The following is a 17,193-nucleotide window of genomic DNA, read 5'->3' as shown; positions in this document are numbered from 1 at the left end:
TGTGCGGCTCCTGGCCGCTGCGTCCCGGTCCGCGCCGGGAGGGTCCGCCGGCGGCGGCCCGTGGCCGCCGATTCCGGCTGTGCCGCGCCTGTGGCGCGACTGCGCGGTGCGTGTGCACCGCCCGGGAACCCTGGTCGGCCCGCGGGCCGCTCCGTAGAATCTATGAACAGGACAGCATCCGTGCGCGTCGGACCGGGCCAAGGTCTGGCAAACATGTGGTCCGGGTCCATGCATGCCTGTGCATCGGCGCACGGATGGGTGCGTGGGACGGTCCGCAGTGGTCGACTGTGCGCTTCGTGCCCGCCCAGCGGGCCCCGACCCCGGTCGGGACGCGACGTCGCGCGGAGCGTCCGACGTCCGCGAACGAGGAGAGCAGATGACACAGAGCCCGATGAGGACCGCGGACACCCCCGCACCCGACGGCACCGGCCCCACGGGCCGCCGTCGGGCGAACGGCGCGTCCGACGGGACCGGCAGCACGGCCGGGTCCGACGCGGCGGGCGCCTCCGACGCCCCGCTCTCCCCGGCCACGCTCGAGGAGATCGCCGGCACCGCGCGCGACGTCGTCGACGAGATCTCGACGGTCGTCGAGGGCAAGGCCGACGCCGCGTCGCTCGCCGTGATGGTGCTGCTCGCCGGCGGCCACGTGCTCGTCGAGGACGTCCCCGGCACCGGCAAGACCATGCTCGCGAAGTCCCTGGCCGCGGCGCTCGGCGCCGACCGTCACCGCATCCAGTTCACGCCCGACCTGCTCCCCGGCGACGTCACCGGCGCGAGCATCTTCGACCAGGCCGCGGGTCGCTTCGAGTTCCGCCCGGGCGCCGTGTTCACGCAGGTCCTGCTCGCCGACGAGATCAACCGCGCCTCCCCGAAGACCCAGTCCGCGCTGCTCGAGGCGATGGAGGAGCGGCAGGTCAGCGTCGACGGCCAGACCTACGCCCTGCCCGAGCCCTTCATGGTGGTCGCGACCGCGAACCCCGTGGAGATGGAGGGCACCTATCGCCTGCCCGAGGCGCAGCGCGACCGCTTCCTCGCCCAGATGACCATGGGGTACCCGGTGGCCTCGGCCGAGGCGCGCATGCTCTCCGCCCAGGCCGGGCCCGTGCCCGACGGCGACCGCGAGCTCGTGGACTCCGTGCGCGCCCGCACCGATCCCGCGACGATCGCGGCGTACGTGCGCGCGATCCGCCGGGTCCACGCCGCGCCCGCGCTCGTCGAGTACGCGGTGCGTCTCGCGGCCGCGACCCGGGAGCATCCGCGCAGCGTGCTGGGCGCCTCGCCGCGCGCCGGCGTGCACCTGCTGCGCGCCGCGAAGGCGCACGCGGCGATGGGCGCCCGCGGCTTCGTCGAGCCCGGCGACCTGCGCGCCGTGATCAGCCCCGTGTGGCGCCACCGCCTGCACCTCAGCCCCGGGGCCCTGTCCCGCGGCGCCACGGCCGACGACGTGCTCGAGGACGTGCTCGCGCAGGTCCCGGTGGCCTGATGAGGAGCGCATGATGGCGACCGCGACGACCGGAGCCGTCGGTGTGACGGGTGCGGCCGGGGCGTCGAGCGCCGTCGGCGCGGCGGGCGCCGCGAGCGCCCGCGCCCGGCGCACCCGGATCCGCCCGACGGCCCGCGGCGCCTGCCTGCTGGTCGTCGCCGTGCTGCTGTGGGCGGGCGGGGAGATCACCGGGCTCGCCGCCGGCCGCCTGATCGGCATCGCCCTCGTGCTCGCCCTGCTGCTGTCCCTGGTCGCGGTGGTCCTGCTGCGGATCGGGCTCGGGCTCTCGCGGCGCGTGCTCGACGACGCCGTGACCGCGGGCGCCCCCGCCCGCGTGGACCTGCGCCTGCTGCCCACCGCGCTCGCCGCCCGCGTGCCGCTGGGCAGCGGGACCGTGACCGCGCAGCTGCCCGCGGGCCTCGGCGGCCCCGGCGACCTCCGCCTCGCCCCGCGCATGCCCCACCACGTGCAGGTGGGCGGGCGCGGCATCCACGAGCTCGGCCCCTGCCTGATCCGGCTGCGCGACCCCTTCGGCCTCCTGCAGCTCAGCGCGCGCATCGAGCTGCCCGGCCGCATCGTCGGCCTGCCCGTCGTCGAGCCCGTGGACGACGCCGGCACCAGCCGGATCGGCATCGGACGGCGCGACCTCGAGCGCGCCGGCGCGGCGATCGGCAGCGGAGAGCTCGGCGTGATCCCGCGGCCCTACGCCCCGGGCGACGACATGCGCCGCATCCACTGGCGGGCGAGCGCCCGCGCCGGACGGCTGATGACCCGCGAGGAGGAGCCGCCCCGCAGCGAGGGCGCGGTGATCGTCCTGGACACGCGCCTGCCGCGCGACGCCGAGGGCGACGAGGTGGGCGCCGAGCGCCGCGACCCGGTGCAGGACAGGATCCTCGACCATGCCGCATCCCTGCTGGTCGGCCTCGCCTCCCACGGATGGGAGACGCGGGTCGTGGACGCCGACGGCGACGAGATCACCCGCATGGTCGGACGCGCCGGCGGGGCCTCGCCGCTCGATGCGGAGGCCGGCGCGATCGGCGTGCGCGCCGCCCTCATCGACCTCGCGGGCGTGGGCTTCGGCGACGCCCCGCAGGAGCGCGGGAAGCCCGTCGCCCTCGACCACGCCTCGGGCCGTGTGGACCTCGCGATCGCGCTGGGCCCCGACCACGGCGACCCCTTCGGCGCCCTCGAGCTGGACCGCTTCGCCGCCCGCGCCCCGCAGCGCACCGCGATCGCCGTGCGCCCCGCCGCGGCCGGCGACGAGCGCGTGCGCAGTGCCCACGACGGCACCTGGCTGCGTCTGGACGCCCCGGCCGACGCGCGCCTCGGCGACGTGCTCGAGGCCGGATCATGAGCGCCCCCGCCCCGAGCGGTGCGACCGCCGCCTCGACCGACCCCGGGAGCCGTGGGACGAACGCTTCGGCGCCGGCCCATCCGCGCTCGCCCGGCGAGGCCCTCCGCGAGAGGCTCATGGCGCGCCCCGTGCGGATGAGCCTCGTGCTCGCCGTCGCGGTGGTGCTCGCCGCGATCCCCCTCTCGCAGCTGCTCGACGGCGCCGACTGGTTCACCCTGCCGCTCGGAGCGGCGGTCGTCGTCGGCGGCCTCGGGGCGATCGTGCGGGCCTTCAGCCCTCGCCGGATGCGCGCCCTCCCCGTGCAGGTCGTGGGCCTGGTCCTGCTGTGCGTGGGGGTCGAGGCGGCCACCGGTGCGCTGCCCGCGGGCGGCCCGGCGGCCCTCGTGACCGGGCAGGTGGACGTGATCCGCCAGGGCGTGAGCATCCTCTTCCAGGCGCAGGCGCCGCTGGTCCTGGCGCCCTCCTCGCGCATCGTGGTGCTCGCCCTCATCGGACTCGTGGTGCTCGCGCTGGACATCCTCTGCGTCGAGGGCGGCTGGCACATGGTCACCGCGCTGATCCTGCTGGGCTTCATGCTCGTGCCCGCCCTCATGCGGCCCGACGGCGGCGGCTTCGCGAGCAGCGTCGGCCCGATCCTCGCCGCGCTCGCCGTCCTCGCCGTGAGCGGCCTGCCGGATCGCCTCGGCCCGCGCGGACCGCGCGGCCCGCGCGGGCAGGGGACCGACGGGGGCGAGGAGGCGCAGCCCGGCGCGGCTCGTCCCGCCGGTCCCGGCGCCGCCGGGGACCGCATGGGCCGACGCGCCGCGCTCGGCCTGATCGGCGCGGGCGCCGTGGCGGTCGCGACGCCGGCGGTCTCGGCCGTGCTGCCGCGCGCCCAGGACCCCGTGTTCCCGATCGACCTCGACCGCATCAACGCCTGGCAGGGACGCGCCGGGGCGCTCGGCGGGGCGATGATCGACGACTCCGTGTCCGTGCGCCGCAACCTCATGCAGGGCCGCGAGCGCGAGATGCTGCGCATGACGACGGACGTGGCGCAGCCCGGCTACCTGCGCCTGCAGGCGCTCACCCAGTTCGACGGCCAGAGCTTCCAGGCCGGCAAGCAGCGCGGATCGACCTCCCGGACCACCTCGGAGTCGTTCTCCGACCGACGTCTCGCCTCCTCGCGGCCCGACGGCGATCCCGTCTACGACCTGCACATCACCGAACTGATCGGCGACCGCCTGCCCACGCCGTTCCCGATCCGCTGGACCGACGCCGGGGACTCCACCGAGCTCGCGCGCACGGGCGCCAGCAACGGCGAGCTCGTGGTCGACGGGGGAGCCCGGGACCTCTCCGGCATGCGCTACTCGGTCGCCGTCGACGACACCTCCTTCGGCCCCGACGAGCTGCGCGACGTCTCCGACGCGGACATGCGCATCCCGTACGACAACGGGTACGTGAACGTCAGCTCGACCCCGTCGATCCACGCGCTCGCCACCGAGATCTCGCAGCAGGCCGATTCCGAGGCCGCCTACGACGTCGCCACCGCGCTCGCCGCCTACTTCCACGAGAACTTCGAGTACTCGCTCACGGTCACCTCGAAGCCCGGCGAGAACCCGATCGACGCCTTCCTCGCCGAGCGCGTGGGCTACTGCGAGCAGTTCGCCGCCACGTTCGCCCTGGTCATGAACGACCTGAGCTTCCCCACACGCGTGAGCATCGGCTTCACCGCGGGCGATGTCGACGGGGACGCGCGCACCATCACCAACCACCACGCGCACGCCTGGCCCGAGACCTGGTTCGGCCCCGACCACGGATGGGTGCGCTTCGAGCCCACGCCCGCCGCGGCCGACAACGGCGTCTCGACCCCGACCTTCGCCACGGACACGCCCGACCCGGACGAGAGCGCCGAGGACACCCCCAGCAGCGAGGCGACGCAGGCCGAGGACACCACGAGCGCCGACGAGGAGACCACCGAGGCCGACACCACCACGGAGGACACGACAACATCGAGCGAGAGCAGCTCCGCGAGCGACGACGGCGCGGGCCCCGCCGCCGCCGTCCCCTGGTGGGGATGGGGCCTGGGCGGCGTCGGCGTCGCCGGAGCCCTCGTCGGCGGAGGGGCGCTCGCCCGCTCGGGCGTGCGGCGACGTGCGCTGGCCGCCCGCGAGCAGCGCTGGGCGCAGCTGGACGCGTCGCAGGCCGCCGAGCTCGCCTGGACCGACGTGGTGCGCGCCGTCGACTACCGCGCCTGGGCACTCCACCTGCTGGTCTGGACCCGGCTCTACGGGAAAGATCCGGTGGTGCTCGAGCTCGATGCGGCGCGGCCTCCCGGTGAGGCACTCACCAGGCTGCTCGATGACGCGGAGGCGGCGGGCCTGGAGGTGCCCGACGGGACCCGCGAGGCAGCAGCGCGGATCGCGGCGGCGGTCACCACGGCGCGGTACGCCCCCACGCCGACGGCGGGGGACACGACCTCAGGGAAGGCGGGAGCCGCGGAGCAGGGCGAGGCCGATCCCGAGGGCGAGGGCCCTCGGGGCCGGCGGGAGGCGCAGGGCCTGCGCGAGGATGCGGATGCGGTGCGTGCCGTGGTGCTCTCCCGCGCCCAGCGGCGCCCCGGAAGCGACGATCTCCGGGATTGATGCCTCGTCGCTGCCGGCGTCCCCGCTCCTCAGTGCGGCCCGGGGACCGGCGACCCGGGCGCTCCCGCGATGAAGCTGTGCTGGATGCCCGCGATGCGCCAGTCGCCGTCGACCCTCACCATGCTGAACGTGGTGCGCGTCGTGGGAAGGGGATGGCCCCGTGCTTCTCCGCGGACATCGAGGCGAGCGATCACGAGGGCGCAGTCGCCGTGCTCGCGGATGGTCACCTCGTTCAGCGAGAGCGCGTCGTAGCGGAGGTCGCCGCTGCGGAGACGGTCGATCCAGGCGTCACGGGGGAGCTGGAACCCGACGGGGCCGATGCCCTGGAAGTCCTCCGTCAGCAGGGTCTCCGTGGTGCGGGCGTCGCACCCGCGTTCGGCGTCGGCCCAACGGGTGATGGTCTGATCGATGGTGTTCATGACGGCTCCTTCGGTGTGGTGATACGGGGCGCGGTGGTGCGGGTCCGGGTGGCTCCGGACAGTGCGAAGCCGATGACGACGAGCCAGACGAGCGCGGCGAAACGGCCGAGGAGGGCTAGGAATCCCAGTGGGGCGATCACCAGCGAGAGGACGCTGACCTCGCAGATCGCGGCGACGACGAGGCCCGCCCAGGGGAGCGGCGCGGGAAGCATCCGCCCGAGGAGCCCCGGGACCGCGATCCCGGCCACGAGCAGACCGAGGCCGAGGGTGTGCGCGACACCGCCGGAGCTCTGCGCGAGGAGTTCCGACGCCCGTGCGAGTCGGGGATCGGAGGCGATCGCCTCGTGGCTCAGCGTCCATGTGACCAGGGCGGACAGCATGAGTATCGACGAGGCGACGATGCCGCCGAACAAGGCGATCGCCGGTCCGGGAACGCGGAACCCCTGTCCGCGCAGGTGCGAGTAGAGCGTCGCCGCGAGGATGCCCAGCGGGACCGCCGAGCCGAGCAGCAGCATGGCCGACCACTGCATCGCGGTGCCGTACTGGTCCTGGGGTGCACCGGCGAGGCTTCCGAACGATGGGGAGCCGCCCATCGGCGCGGCCACGAGCAGGCTCGCGATCACGAGTGCGAGGGACACGGCGCCGACGATCCCCGGGTGCGGGCCCATGGGTCTGTGTCGTGCATGGGCGGCGGGGGTCGTACGAGGGACGTCTTTGAAGTTCATGCCAGCGATAGTACACGCTATGAATGATGTGTCCAGTGCTCTATTCTCGTGGCATGACGCCCTCGCCACCGCCTCGCCACCGAATCGCGTTCCTGCTCTCCCAGCTGGGGTCCGACGCCTCGGCCGGCTTCGAGCGGGCGCTCGGGGAGCTCGGGATCACGCCCGGGGACGCGGGGGTGCTGCGCCTGGTGGGGCGGAATCCCGGCGTCAGCCAGCGAGCGGTGAGCGAGCAGGTGGGAGTGGGGCCCAGCCGGATCGTCGCGGTGCTCGACCGCCTGGAGGGCAAGGGGCTGCTCGAGCGCCGCCGCAGCCCCCGGGATCGCCGCAGCCACGAGGTCAGCCTCACCGAGCACGGCAGGGAGGTGCTCGAGAGGCTGGGTCCGATCGCGCGGGATCACGAGCGTGCGTACATCGAGCCCCTGGAGCCCGAGGAGGTCCACCAGCTCCAGTCGCTCCTGGAGAAGGTCGCCACGGCCCGGCAGCTCTCCGTCGAGGTGCATCGCGGGACCTGAGGCGGTCACCGGCCGATGTGCCGGAACCGGTCCTCATCGGTCGCCCCTCGTTGGGGCGCGTTGTTCAGTTCAGCTCCCCACGGCCACGGCCACGGCCACGTCCGCGCTGGGCTGCCAGCCGAGCCGCACGGCGCGGACCCACGCGGGGCGGTCGGCGGGGATCGGCGACGCGGCGCAGTGGATTCTCCACGCGCGTCCATCGGGGACGGGGGAGCCGATTGCGTTCCTCGGTGAGCCCATGCTGTCCGCGGCAGACGGCGGGACCTCGGGCTCGTGTGCCGCGGGCGGGTCATCGGACCAGATGATGGTGGCGGAGGATTCGCTGCAGCGGGCTTCGACCGCGCCGTGCGCGACGACGACCTCGGGTTCGGGTGTGCGCGGCCAGTCTCCGCCGGGGCGCCAGCGCTCCTGCAGCTCGTCCTCGGTGAGGAAGCCCAGGTCGCCGATCCGCTCCTGCCAGTCTGTGAGAGCGGTCGAGAGCCGGGCCAGGGTCTCTGCGTGCTCTCGATCTCCCGCGAGGTCGTGCTCCTCGTGCGGGTCCTCGAGCAGGTCGTACAGCTCCTCCTCGGGTTTGCTGGGGGCGACGAGGGTCCTCTGCAGCGGCGTGAGGGAGCTCGGCAGATCGCCGATCGCCCGCTGGGTGACCTCCGCGGTCGCCAGCCGTCGCATCTCCGCCCAGGTGCTCAAGCCGTCGGGGTAGGTGCAGTGCTGCATCGGCGAGCGGTCCGGGTGGTAATGCCGGATGTAGCGGTAACGGGAGTCCCTGACGGTGCGGGACATGTCGTGCAGATCGCCCATCCTGTCCCTGCTGGCGAAGACATAGTCGTTGGTGTGCTCGTCGAGGCGGCCCGAGCTGTCGAGGAAGGGTCTCGCCTGCATGTGGTCGGGAACCTCGAGACCGGCCGCAGCGAGCATGCTCGGGGCGAGATCCATGAGGTGCACGAGCGCCTCTGTCCTCGCGCCTGGGGTGATGCGACCAGGCCAGCGGATGATGAGAGGTTCGTGCAGGCCGGAGTCGTTCGCCCAGCGCTTGGCACGGGGCATCCCGCGACCGTGGTCGCTCCAGAAGACGACGATGGTGCTCTGCGCGAGACCGTCGTCCTCGAGCTGCTGGAGGATCGTGCCCACCCAATGGTCCATCTCGCCGATGAGGTCGAGGTAGCGGGCCCAGGCGACCCGGAACACCTGGGTGTCCGGATAGTAGGGCGGCAGTTCGACGTCCTCCGGGGCGTGGCGGTCCTCGGGGCGCACGTGCGGCACGCGCTCCTCGAAGGACTCGTCGTCCAGATGGATCTGCGACTCGTGGGTGATGAGCCCATGGAAGGTCGCGAAGAACGGCTGGTCAGGGTCCGGACGGTCTCGCCAGTGCGCGGTGTCGCTGCACTCGTCGAAGGCGCTCGACGGCGTCGCCATCTGGAAGTCCGTGAAGGAGTTGTTGGTGACGTAGTAGCCGGCCTCGCGGAAGTGCTCGGTGAACATGCGGACACCGGCCGGCGGGACGGCCTTCGAGCGCATGTGGATCGTCCCGATGGACGCAGGATGGCAGCCCGTGATGATCGCCGAGCGCGAGGGCGCGCAGATCGGCGCCGAGGCGAACGCATTGTCGAAGCGGAGTCCCTCGGACGCGAGATCGTCGAGGTGCGGGGTCACCGCGTGCTCCGCGCCGGGGTAGGCGCCGGCGTAGCAGCCCAGGTGGGGATTGATGTCGTGGGTCGTGATCCACAGGATGTTGGGTCTGCGAGGCGGGGACTGCGTCTTCTCGTGTGTCATCCGAGGTCCTTTCAGGCGGAGGGCACGGCGCTGCGACGACGCGCCTCGAGCTCGTCGGTGACCCTCCGGGCGTCCCGAGGGTAGGTGAAGTAGAGGGCGCCGAGGATGACCCCGTTGACGGCCATGAGCACGAACAGCACCCAGAAGAACACGCCCTGGATGCCCAGTGCCTCGGCGAGGTACCCGGCGGAGAGCGAGAACAGCGCCCAGGCGATCGTCTGGAAGAACGACAGGAAGATCGCGAAGGCCTGGCCGCGCAGCTCCGGCAGCACCACGGACATGACGATCGGGCGGTTCACCGGCGGGTTCATGCCCTGCGTCGCCCCGAACAGCGCCCAGAAGATCGCATACACCCCGATCGAGCCCCATTCGAACTGAGTGCCGAGCAGTGCTGCGATCGCGAAGAGGAACTGAGCCGCCTGGATGAAGACCACGCGACCGTGGTCGGGCAGGACCCTGTCGAGGAGCTCGACGGCGTAGCCGCTGAGGAAGGTCGCGATCACGTATCCCAGTCCGAAAGGCACGAGGACCGTCGCGGCGGTGGCATTCGAGAACCCCCGCTCGGTGACGAGGAACTGGATGCCGAAGACGGTGATCAGGAGGTGTCCCGAGAGCAGGCGCGAGAGCATCATGATCGAGAAGGTGGGGATGCGGAAGAGCGCGAGGACGCCGCGGAGTGTCACCTTGGACGCTCGGCGCGACTCATCGAGATCCGCGAGCTGGGCCTCCGCCGCCCCGATGCCCGGCTCGCGGTAGAAAGCGGTGATCAGCAGGGAGGACAGCAGACAGATCCCGCCGATGATCCACATGCCCCAGCGCCACCCGTCCGGGTGTCCGGAGAACAGTGCGAGGACGGGGCCGATGAAGGACGAGACGGCGGTGAGCACGCCGTAGTAATAGCCGGTGGCCCGCGCCCGGGACCGCTCGTCGAACGAGTCGGCGATGATCGCGTTCGTCAGCGGCTGTCCCGAGCTCACAGTGCCGGCCAGGAGAGTGTTGAACAGCAGCAGGCTGATGAAGCCCGGGGACATGCCGGCGGCGATGCCGAGCAGTCCGCCGATGACGTTGTTGAGGACGAGCGCCTGCTTGCGGCCGATCCGCGTGGCGATCCAGACCCACATCGGACCGAACGGGATCGCCGCGAACTTGCCCAGGGCGCTGAGGATGCCCAGGTGGCCGTTGTCGAGGCGCAGCGCGGCGGCGATCGAGGGGAACAGAGTGTTCAGCAGGCCGGCCTCGGTGTTGTCCACGACCTCGGCGCCGGTGATCGTGATGAGGTTCCGCCAGCGGTGGGGCACCTTCGTGGAGGGGGTGGGTCCGGTGGGTTCGAGTGCGGGTGCAGCCGTGCCCTGTGCGGGATGGGTCATGGTGACTCCTGTCGTCGTCGTCAGGTGCGGGGCGTGACTGCTCGCCGACGAGCGGTCCGGGCCGACGGGGGGCTTCCGCGTCGGGCATGACACAATGCGAATGCCCTGCTGCGCAGACGATGACACAACTGGAACGGTTCCGTCAATGGATCCGTCGGCGATGCTCCGTTGCGCAATCCATTCCACATGTGTAATGGTGGGGAAGCCACAGCTGCAGCTCCGAAGGAGGACGCGTTGAAGCTCGAGCACCTGCTTCTCGGTGTGCTGGCCATGAAGCCCGCGACCGGCTACGACCTCAAGAAGTACATGGACACCCACGGGCGATTCCTGCGTGCCAACACGCAGATGAGCCAGGTCTACCGCTCGCTCGCAGGGATGGAGCAGCGCGGGTGGGTCGTGCACGACGTCGAGCCGCGTCCCGGTGCGACGGACGCGAAGCGCTACCGCCTCACCGAGGAGGGGTCGACCGTCTTCCTCGAATGGCTCACCGGCCCGTACAGCCCGCCCACGCGCTTCGAGGAACCGGATCTCCAGGCGCGTCTGGCCTTCGCCGGGTTCATGTCGCGGGAGGACCTGATCGGTCTCCTGGACACGGAGCTCGCGGCGCGCACCCAGGAGGTCGCGCGCTACCGGTTCCGCGACAGGCGCCTCGAGCGCACCCCGGAGCTGCCCTTCGACGAGGAGCTGGCGGACGCGGTCGGGGAGTGGTCCCACCGTGCCGGAGCGGAGGCCAAGGACGCGCACATCGCGCGGATCGCGGCGCTGCGCGATCAGATCCAGGATGCGCCCTCGCTCTCGCCGAGGAAGCCCGCAGTGCAGTCCGACGATCCGCAGACCACCGAGGAGCCCGCCCGATGAAGGCCATCATCCTGATGTTCGACAGCCTGAACCGGCACATGCTCGAGCAGTACCGCGACACGATCGTACAGGCGCCGAACTTCGCCCGCCTCGCCGAGCGCGCCGTGACCTTCGAGAACTTCTACGCGGGCTCGATGCCGTGCATGCCCGCCCGCCGGGAGATGCACACCGGCCGGTACAACTTCCTGCACCGCTCCTGGGGTCCGCTCGAGCCCTTCGACGACTCGATGCCGCAGATCCTCAAGGACCACGGCGTCCACACGCACCTCGCCTCCGACCACCCGCACTACTGGGAGGACGGCGGCGCCACGTACCACACCCGGTACTCGACCTGGGAGTTCTTCCGCGGCCAGGAGGGGGATCCATGGAAGGGCGTGGTCACGCAGAGCGCCCCCGACGCCCCGCTGCACGAGCGCATGGTCGCCCAGGACAGCGTGAACCGCACCCACATGGCGACCGAGGCCGACCACTCCCAGACCCGCACGGTCGACGCGGGCATCCACTTCATCGACACCAATGCGGCGGCCGACGACTGGATGCTGCAGATCGAGCTGTTCGACCCGCACGAGCCCTTCTTCAGCCACCAGGCCTACAAGGACCTCTACCCCCACCAGTACGACGGCCCCGCCTTCGACTGGCCCGGATATCAGAAGGTCACCGAGCCCGAGGCGCAGGTCGAGCACGCCCGCCGCGAGTACGCGGCGCTGGTCTCGATGTGCGACCGCTCGCTGGGGCGGGTGCTGGACGCCATGGACTCCCACGGCCTGTGGGAGGACACGATGCTCATCGTCAACACCGACCACGGCTTCCTGCTCGGCGAGCACGGCTGGTGGGCGAAGTCCGTGCAGCCCTGGTTCAACGAACTCGTGCATCTGCCGATGTTCCTGTGGGACCCGCGCGCCGGTGCGGCCGACGAGCGCCGCGGCGATCTCGCCCAGACCATCGACATCGCCCCCACGATGCTGCGCTTCTTCGGCATCGAGCCGACGCCCGACATGCAGGGACGGGACCTCGCGCATCCGCTGGCCCGTGAGCGCAGTGCGCTGTTCGGCGTCCACGGGGGGCACGTGAACATCACCGATGGCCGGTACGTGTACATGCGCTCGAGCGCGGGCAGGGACAACGCCCCGCTCGAGGAGTTCACGCTGATGCCCACGCACATGCGCTCCCGCTTCGGCGTCGAAGAGCTCACCTCATGGGAACCGGCCGAGCCCTTCGCGTTCACCAAGGGTCTGCGCACCATGCGGATGGACGCGCTCGGCGGCTGGATGAACCCCTGGCAGCACGGCACCCTCCTGTTCGACCTCGAGGCCGATCCCGACCAGCTCGAGCCGATCATCGACGACGAGCTGGAGCTGCGGATGGCGGGCCGTCTGGTCGAGGCGATGCGTGCCGCGGACGCTCCGCGCAGCCAGTACGAGCGCCTGGGCCTGCCCGACGAGGGCGAGGTGACGCAGGAGCACCTGCTGGTCCGAGCGCACGCCGAGCGCGCGGCGGAGATGGCGATCGCCATGCCCTCGCGCGACGACCTGCCCGGCGCCGATCTGCTCGAGCTCCCGCTGCTCGAGCTCGCCTCCCGCTCCCGCGCCCGCGAGGCCCTCGCGCGCGAGGTCCCGGGCGTCATCCACACCGAGGCCGTCAACGTGCCGGCGGGCATGAGCCTGTACGACATGGCCGTCGCAGGACTGGTGAGCGTGGCGCAGCTGCGGCGCGTGGGGGAGGCGCTCGCCGCGCGCTGAGCATGCGACGCCCCGCCGCTGGTGGGCCGGGTCGTCGCCGGCCCGCAGAGCCGCGAGGGCCGGATCCGATCCCCGGATCCGGCCCTCGCGCTGTCAGCGGGCTGTGCTTACCGGCTGGTCGCGTCGATCTCGGCGACGTACTGCGCCACGCGGGCGAAGACCTCCTCGTCATACGGTCCCCACTCCGGGCGCGGGGTGTCCTCGCCGCGGTAGGGCTCGTCGGCGTAGCGCTGCTGGTACTCGGCGAGCTTCGCCTCCATCTGGGCCCGCACCTGGGCGTACGCGGGGTCGTCGACGACGTTGCGGACCTCCGTCGGGTCCGACTGCAGGTCGTAGAGCTCCCATTCGGGCTCGAAGATCCGGTCCGACGCCCCCGGCACCCCGAGGCCCGCCCCGTAGTAGTGGATGTACTTGAAGCGGTCGGTGCGGATCCCGTAGTGGGCGGGGGCGTGGTGGATCGGGTCGTCGTGCTCCCAGTAGCGGTAGTACATGGCGTCCGGCCAGTCCACGACCTGCTCGCCGCGCAGCAGCGGCAGGAAGCTGCGCCCCTGGGACGTGGGCAGGACGGTGCCGGCGTCCAGGCCGCAGACGTCCAGGAAGGTGGCCGCGAAGTCCACGTTGGTGATGATGGAGTCGCAGCGCGAGCCGGCCTCGATCTGCGAGGGCCAGCGGATGAGCATCGGCATCTGCAGCGACTGGTCGAACATCAGGCGCTTGTCGAACCACCCGTGATCGCCGAGGAAGAATCCCTGGTCGGACGTGTAGACGACGAGCGTGTTCTCGGCCAGGCCCTGCTCCTCGAGGTGATCCAGGAGCCGGCCCACGTTGTCGTCGATCGACTGGATGCACTGCAGGTAGTCGCGCATGTAGATCTGGTACTTCCAGCGCATGCGCTCCTCGCGGTTCTCCTCGCCGCGCAGGTGCTCGGGGACTTCGGTCTTCAGGTCGTCGGCGCCCATGTCGTCGGCGATCGTCATGTGCACGCCGCGCACCGCCTTGGAGCGGGACTCCAGGTCGTCGAAGAAGGTCTCGGGCTCGGGGATCGACCCATCGGCGTAGAGGTGGTGGTGCTTCTCGTCGGGCACCCACGGACGATGGGGCGCCTTGTGGTGGACCATCATGCAGAACGGCTCGTCCTGCGCACGCTCGTCGACCCAGTCGATCGCGAGGTCGGTGACGATGTCGGTCGCGTATCCGGGGACGGTCGACTCGCCGTCCTCGTCGATCATCACGGGATCCACGTAGTCGCCCTGGCCGGGGAACACCTTCCAGGCGTCGAAGCCGCGCGGGCGGGAGACGCCGTGCTCGCCCAGGTGCCACTTGCCGAACATCGCGGTCGCGTAGCCGTCGTCGTGGAGGGCGTCGATGAAGGTGGGCACCCGGTAGTCCATCTCCGTCCAGATGGAGGAGACGCCGTTGACGTGGCTGTAGGTGCCGGTGAGGATCGACGCCCGCGAGGGGCTGCAGATCGAGTTCGTGCAGAACACGGCGTCCATGCGCATGCCCTCCTGGGCGATGCGGTCCAGGTTCGGGGTCGAGTTCACGCGGCTGCCGTACGCGGAGATCGCGTGCGCGGCGTGGTCGTCGCTCATGATGAAGACGATGTTCGGGCGGGTCATGGGGTGCTGCTCCTTGCGGGGTGTCGTGCGGAATGGTCTGAGGGGACGGATGGCGCGACGCGGGGACGCCCCGGTCCCGCGGGCGAGAAGAGGTCAGGACGAGGACAGCGCCTCCGGCGGGAGGAGCACGTGCTCGTGGCCCGCGTCGGGCGTCAGCTCCTGCACGAGCAGACGAGCCGCGGTCTCGCCCGCCTCCTCGAGGGGAAGGCGCGAGTAGGTGAGGCCGGGCCAGACCTCGACCCTCGGCCAGCCCCCGGCCAGGGCCGCCACCGTGGCGCCCGGGGCGATGCGCTGGACGACGCTGAGCGCCACCTCGACGTCCGCGCCCCACGAGCAGAGCACGGCGACGCGAGCGGCCTGCTCATCGAGGTCCTCGAGCGCTGCCGTCAGCCGCGCCGCCTGGTGATGCAGGTAGTCCCCATGACCGCCCGCGGCGTCGAGCTCGGCGAGATCGGCATCCTTCAACCCGGTGCTGACGACCTGCAGGGAGATGCGGTCGTGCGATCCCAGGACGCGCATGAGCGCGATCTGCCTCAGCCGCTCCGCCCTCGACGAGACCTCCGGCCGCACATGGAGCACGGTGGTGATCCCGCGCCCGGCCAGGTGCTCGATCATCGATACGGCACCGAGCTCGTAATCGAAGTCGACGCTCGAGAAGGGAGTGTCGGCGTCCGCGGCCCCGCAGTCGATGGCGACCATCGGTGCGAGGCCCGATCCTGCGGCGTCGACGAGCTCCTGGGGGACGGTGACGTCGTCGTGGCCCACGAAGATGATGCCCTCGAGGAAGCCGCTGCGGCAGTCGTCCAGATACCCGGCGGCGTCCGGCCGGGGCAGGACCGTCATCCGCAGCCCCCGATCCATCAGCGCGGTGCCCGTGCCATGGACGATCGCCGCGTAGCGCGGGTTGGTCAGGGGCTTGCTGACCACGACCCCGATGGTCCTGCTGGATCGCGCCTGCAGCGAGCGCGCGAAGAGGTTCGGCGTGTATCCGAGCTCCTTGGCGATGCGCCGCACGCGGCCGCGGGTCTCCGCCGACAGCTGCACGCGGGATGCGTCGTTGAGGGCGTAGGAGACCGTGGAGACGGATACTCCTGCCCGGTGGGCCACATCCTTCAGGGTCGGGCGTGCCATCAGATCACCTCGTCGGTCGCGGCGCGCCGATCGGCGAGCACGGAGACGTTCTCCTGGACCTTTCGGCGGCCGAGCGGGTAGAGCACCAGCAGTATCAGCGCAGCCGCGATGTACAGGAGGCCGGGGACGAGGGTCGAGACCATGTAGATGCCGTCGATCGTGGCGGCCGACTGGACCGAGGACGCGGAGCGGAATCCGATCGCGGACAGGGCGAACCCGCCCAGACCGCCGGCGACGGCCTGTCCCACCTTGCGCGCCCAGGTGTTCACCGCGTACACCGTGCCGTCGTCCCGGTGCCCGCTGCGCACCTCCTCGGCGTCGATGATGTCCCCGATGAGCGCCCAGATCAGCAGGTTGTAGAAGCCCAGGCCGAAGCCCGCCACGAACATCAGGCCGATGAAGATCCACGGATCGGAGATGTGCAGCAGGGACAGGAGGACGTAGAGGATGCCGGCGCCGAAGAGCGAGACGGTCACGACCTCCTTCTTGCCGAACCGAGCGGCGAGCCGGGCGGCGACGAACGAGAGCAGCAGGCCGGGGAGGAACGACGTGAGCTGTGCGGGACCGGAGAGGGTCCCGTCATTGAAGTGGTAGAGCCACAGGTACGCGGCCATGGTGCCGACCAGGAGCGAGGCCAGCATGATCAGGATGTTGGCCGCGATCAGCGAGAGCAGGGGGCGGCTGGTGGTGAGGGAGCGGAAGAGCGCGAGAAGGCCGGGCTTGTCGACCCCCTGGGTCGGCGCGGCGACGCGCTCGGTGGTGTTCGCCCAGCACAGGATGTACCAGAGCGCGGCCAGCAGCGAGAAGACGACGGCGACGCCGAAGAGTCGCCCCGGCTGGAGTTCCGAGGAGCCGTCCACCATGGCGTAGATGAACAGCGGGGGCACCAGCGAGACCAGGAGCCCGGCGCTGTTGGCCCCGATGCCCCGGAACACGGAGAGGGACGCGCGCTTCGCAGGCACGATCGTGAGCACCGAGGCCATGGAGCCGTAGGCGATGTTCGTGGTGGTGTAGAAGACCGACCCCCACAGCAGATAGGTCGCCCCGGCGTAGGCGAGCTTCAGCCCGTAGTCCCATCCGCTCGTGAACGGGACGTACATCAGGGAGCTCGCGATGGCGACGGGGATCGCCATTCTCCCGATCCACGGCCTGAACCGCCCGCCGCGCCCGGGAGTGTGGCGATCGAGGAACCGACCCCAGCCGATGTCCGTGAAGGCATCGATGAATCGCGCGATCAGGAACAGGAGCCCCACGTGGGCGGCGGCGAGCCCCGCGACGTTGGTGAAGTAGATCATCAGGTACGACGACGCGAGGAGGAACGTGAAGTCGTTCCCGAGGTCGCCGAACATGTAGCCGACCCGGTCCCGTGCCCCGAAGGGCCGGGAGGGTGCTTCGAGGGGCGGGGACGCGAGTTCTGCGGAGGTGGACATGGCTCTCCTTCGAGCACGTTCAAGGGCAGGTCGCTCGAGCTGTCGGCGACTCCGGATCGACGCTAAGGACTCAATCGTTTGAGGGGAATCCTCAAAGGTTTGAGGCCCGTTGCCGGTGATCGCGCGGGGAACGCGAGCGCCTTCCCGCGAAGGCGGAGAACGGGG

General features: G+C 71.4%; 13 protein-coding genes. 6 read left to right on the top strand and 7 right to left on the bottom strand.

What is annotated here, in order from left to right; genetic code table 11:
* The first annotated feature begins 376 nt into the window (after positions 1-376).
* Genes MHY49_RS09875 through MHY49_RS09865 form a run of 3 tightly spaced genes read left to right on the top strand, consistent with a single transcriptional unit; the run spans position 377 to position 5,458 of the window.
* Positions 377-1,483 (top strand): MoxR family ATPase, encoded by a 1,107-nt coding sequence (locus tag MHY49_RS09875; RefSeq protein WP_239203823.1) that lies wholly within the window; start codon positions 377-379, stop codon positions 1,481-1,483.
* A gap of 13 nt (positions 1,484-1,496) precedes the next feature.
* Entirely contained in the window at positions 1,497-2,837 is a 1,341-nt protein-coding gene (locus MHY49_RS09870) for a DUF58 domain-containing protein (protein WP_239203822.1), read from the top strand.
* Positions 2,834-5,458 carry a DUF3488 and transglutaminase-like domain-containing protein gene (locus MHY49_RS09865; protein WP_239203821.1) on the top strand — a complete coding sequence of 875 codons (2,625 nt, stop codon included), beginning with the start codon at positions 2,834-2,836 and terminating at the stop codon, positions 5,456-5,458. Before MHY49_RS09870 ends, MHY49_RS09865 begins: the two co-directional genes overlap by 4 nt.
* Before the next feature lie 29 nt (positions 5,459-5,487).
* On the opposite strand, the gene MHY49_RS09860 is transcribed toward MHY49_RS09865, so the two are convergent.
* Together MHY49_RS09860 and MHY49_RS09855 are read right to left on the bottom strand one after the other, a co-directional pair.
* Positions 5,488-5,877, bottom strand: coding sequence for a nuclear transport factor 2 family protein (locus tag MHY49_RS09860; RefSeq protein WP_152352461.1), 390 nt, complete (start codon positions 5,875-5,877; stop codon positions 5,488-5,490).
* On the bottom strand, positions 5,874-6,515 hold the full coding sequence (locus MHY49_RS09855) for a hypothetical protein (protein WP_239203820.1): 642 nt from the start codon (positions 6,513-6,515) through the stop codon (positions 5,874-5,876). Before MHY49_RS09855 ends, MHY49_RS09860 begins: the two co-directional genes overlap by 4 nt.
* A 140-nt stretch (positions 6,516-6,655) precedes the next feature.
* On the opposite strand from MHY49_RS09855, the gene MHY49_RS09850 reads away from it, so the two are divergent.
* Complete coding sequence (locus MHY49_RS09850; protein WP_152352460.1) at positions 6,656-7,114, top strand: MarR family winged helix-turn-helix transcriptional regulator; 459 nt, start codon at positions 6,656-6,658, stop codon at positions 7,112-7,114.
* Positions 7,115-7,183: 69 nt separating this feature from the next.
* Here the strand turns inward: MHY49_RS09850 and MHY49_RS09845 are convergent, their stop codons facing one another.
* Both MHY49_RS09845 and MHY49_RS09840 read right to left on the bottom strand, forming a co-directional pair.
* Complete coding sequence (locus MHY49_RS09845) at positions 7,184-8,884, bottom strand: sulfatase (protein WP_239203819.1); 1,701 nt, start codon at positions 8,882-8,884, stop codon at positions 7,184-7,186.
* A gap of 11 nt (positions 8,885-8,895) precedes the next feature.
* Positions 8,896-10,251: an MFS transporter gene (locus tag MHY49_RS09840; RefSeq protein ID WP_239203818.1), complete on the bottom strand. Its 1,356-nt coding sequence runs from the start codon at positions 10,249-10,251 to the stop codon at positions 8,896-8,898.
* Positions 10,252-10,485: 234 nt separating this feature from the next.
* Between MHY49_RS09840 and MHY49_RS09835 the strand changes: the two genes are divergently transcribed.
* Both MHY49_RS09835 and MHY49_RS09830 read left to right on the top strand, forming a co-directional pair.
* Positions 10,486-11,109, top strand: a complete 624-nt coding sequence (locus MHY49_RS09835; RefSeq protein ID WP_239203817.1) for a PadR family transcriptional regulator — start codon at positions 10,486-10,488, stop codon at positions 11,107-11,109.
* Complete coding sequence (locus tag MHY49_RS09830) at positions 11,106-12,848, top strand: sulfatase (RefSeq protein WP_239203816.1); 1,743 nt, start codon at positions 11,106-11,108, stop codon at positions 12,846-12,848. The genes MHY49_RS09835 and MHY49_RS09830 overlap by 4 nt, the downstream gene beginning before the upstream one ends.
* A 107-nt stretch (positions 12,849-12,955) precedes the next feature.
* Here MHY49_RS09830 and MHY49_RS09825 read toward each other — a convergent pair whose 3' ends face one another.
* The 3 genes from MHY49_RS09825 to MHY49_RS09815 form a co-directional block, all read right to left on the bottom strand.
* The gene (locus MHY49_RS09825; protein WP_239203815.1) at positions 12,956-14,467 is read right to left on the bottom strand and encodes a sulfatase; all 1,512 of its coding nucleotides are present in this window, start codon (positions 14,465-14,467) and stop codon (positions 12,956-12,958) included.
* Between the two features lie 93 nt (positions 14,468-14,560).
* Positions 14,561-15,598, bottom strand: a complete 1,038-nt coding sequence (locus MHY49_RS09820; RefSeq protein ID WP_239203814.1) for a LacI family DNA-binding transcriptional regulator — start codon at positions 15,596-15,598, stop codon at positions 14,561-14,563.
* Complete coding sequence (locus MHY49_RS09815) at positions 15,598-17,028, bottom strand: MFS transporter (protein WP_239203813.1); 1,431 nt, start codon at positions 17,026-17,028, stop codon at positions 15,598-15,600. Before MHY49_RS09815 ends, MHY49_RS09820 begins: the two co-directional genes overlap by 1 nt.
* Between the last annotated feature and the right edge of the window lie 165 nt (positions 17,029-17,193).

Origin of the sequence: Brachybacterium sp. ACRRE, assembly GCF_022346485.1 — a bacterium.
Taxonomy (GTDB): Bacteria; Actinomycetota; Actinomycetes; order Actinomycetales; family Dermabacteraceae; genus Brachybacterium; species Brachybacterium halotolerans.
Note: the sequence above shows the minus strand (reverse complement) of the source record. Positions and strands in the feature narration are given on the sequence as shown.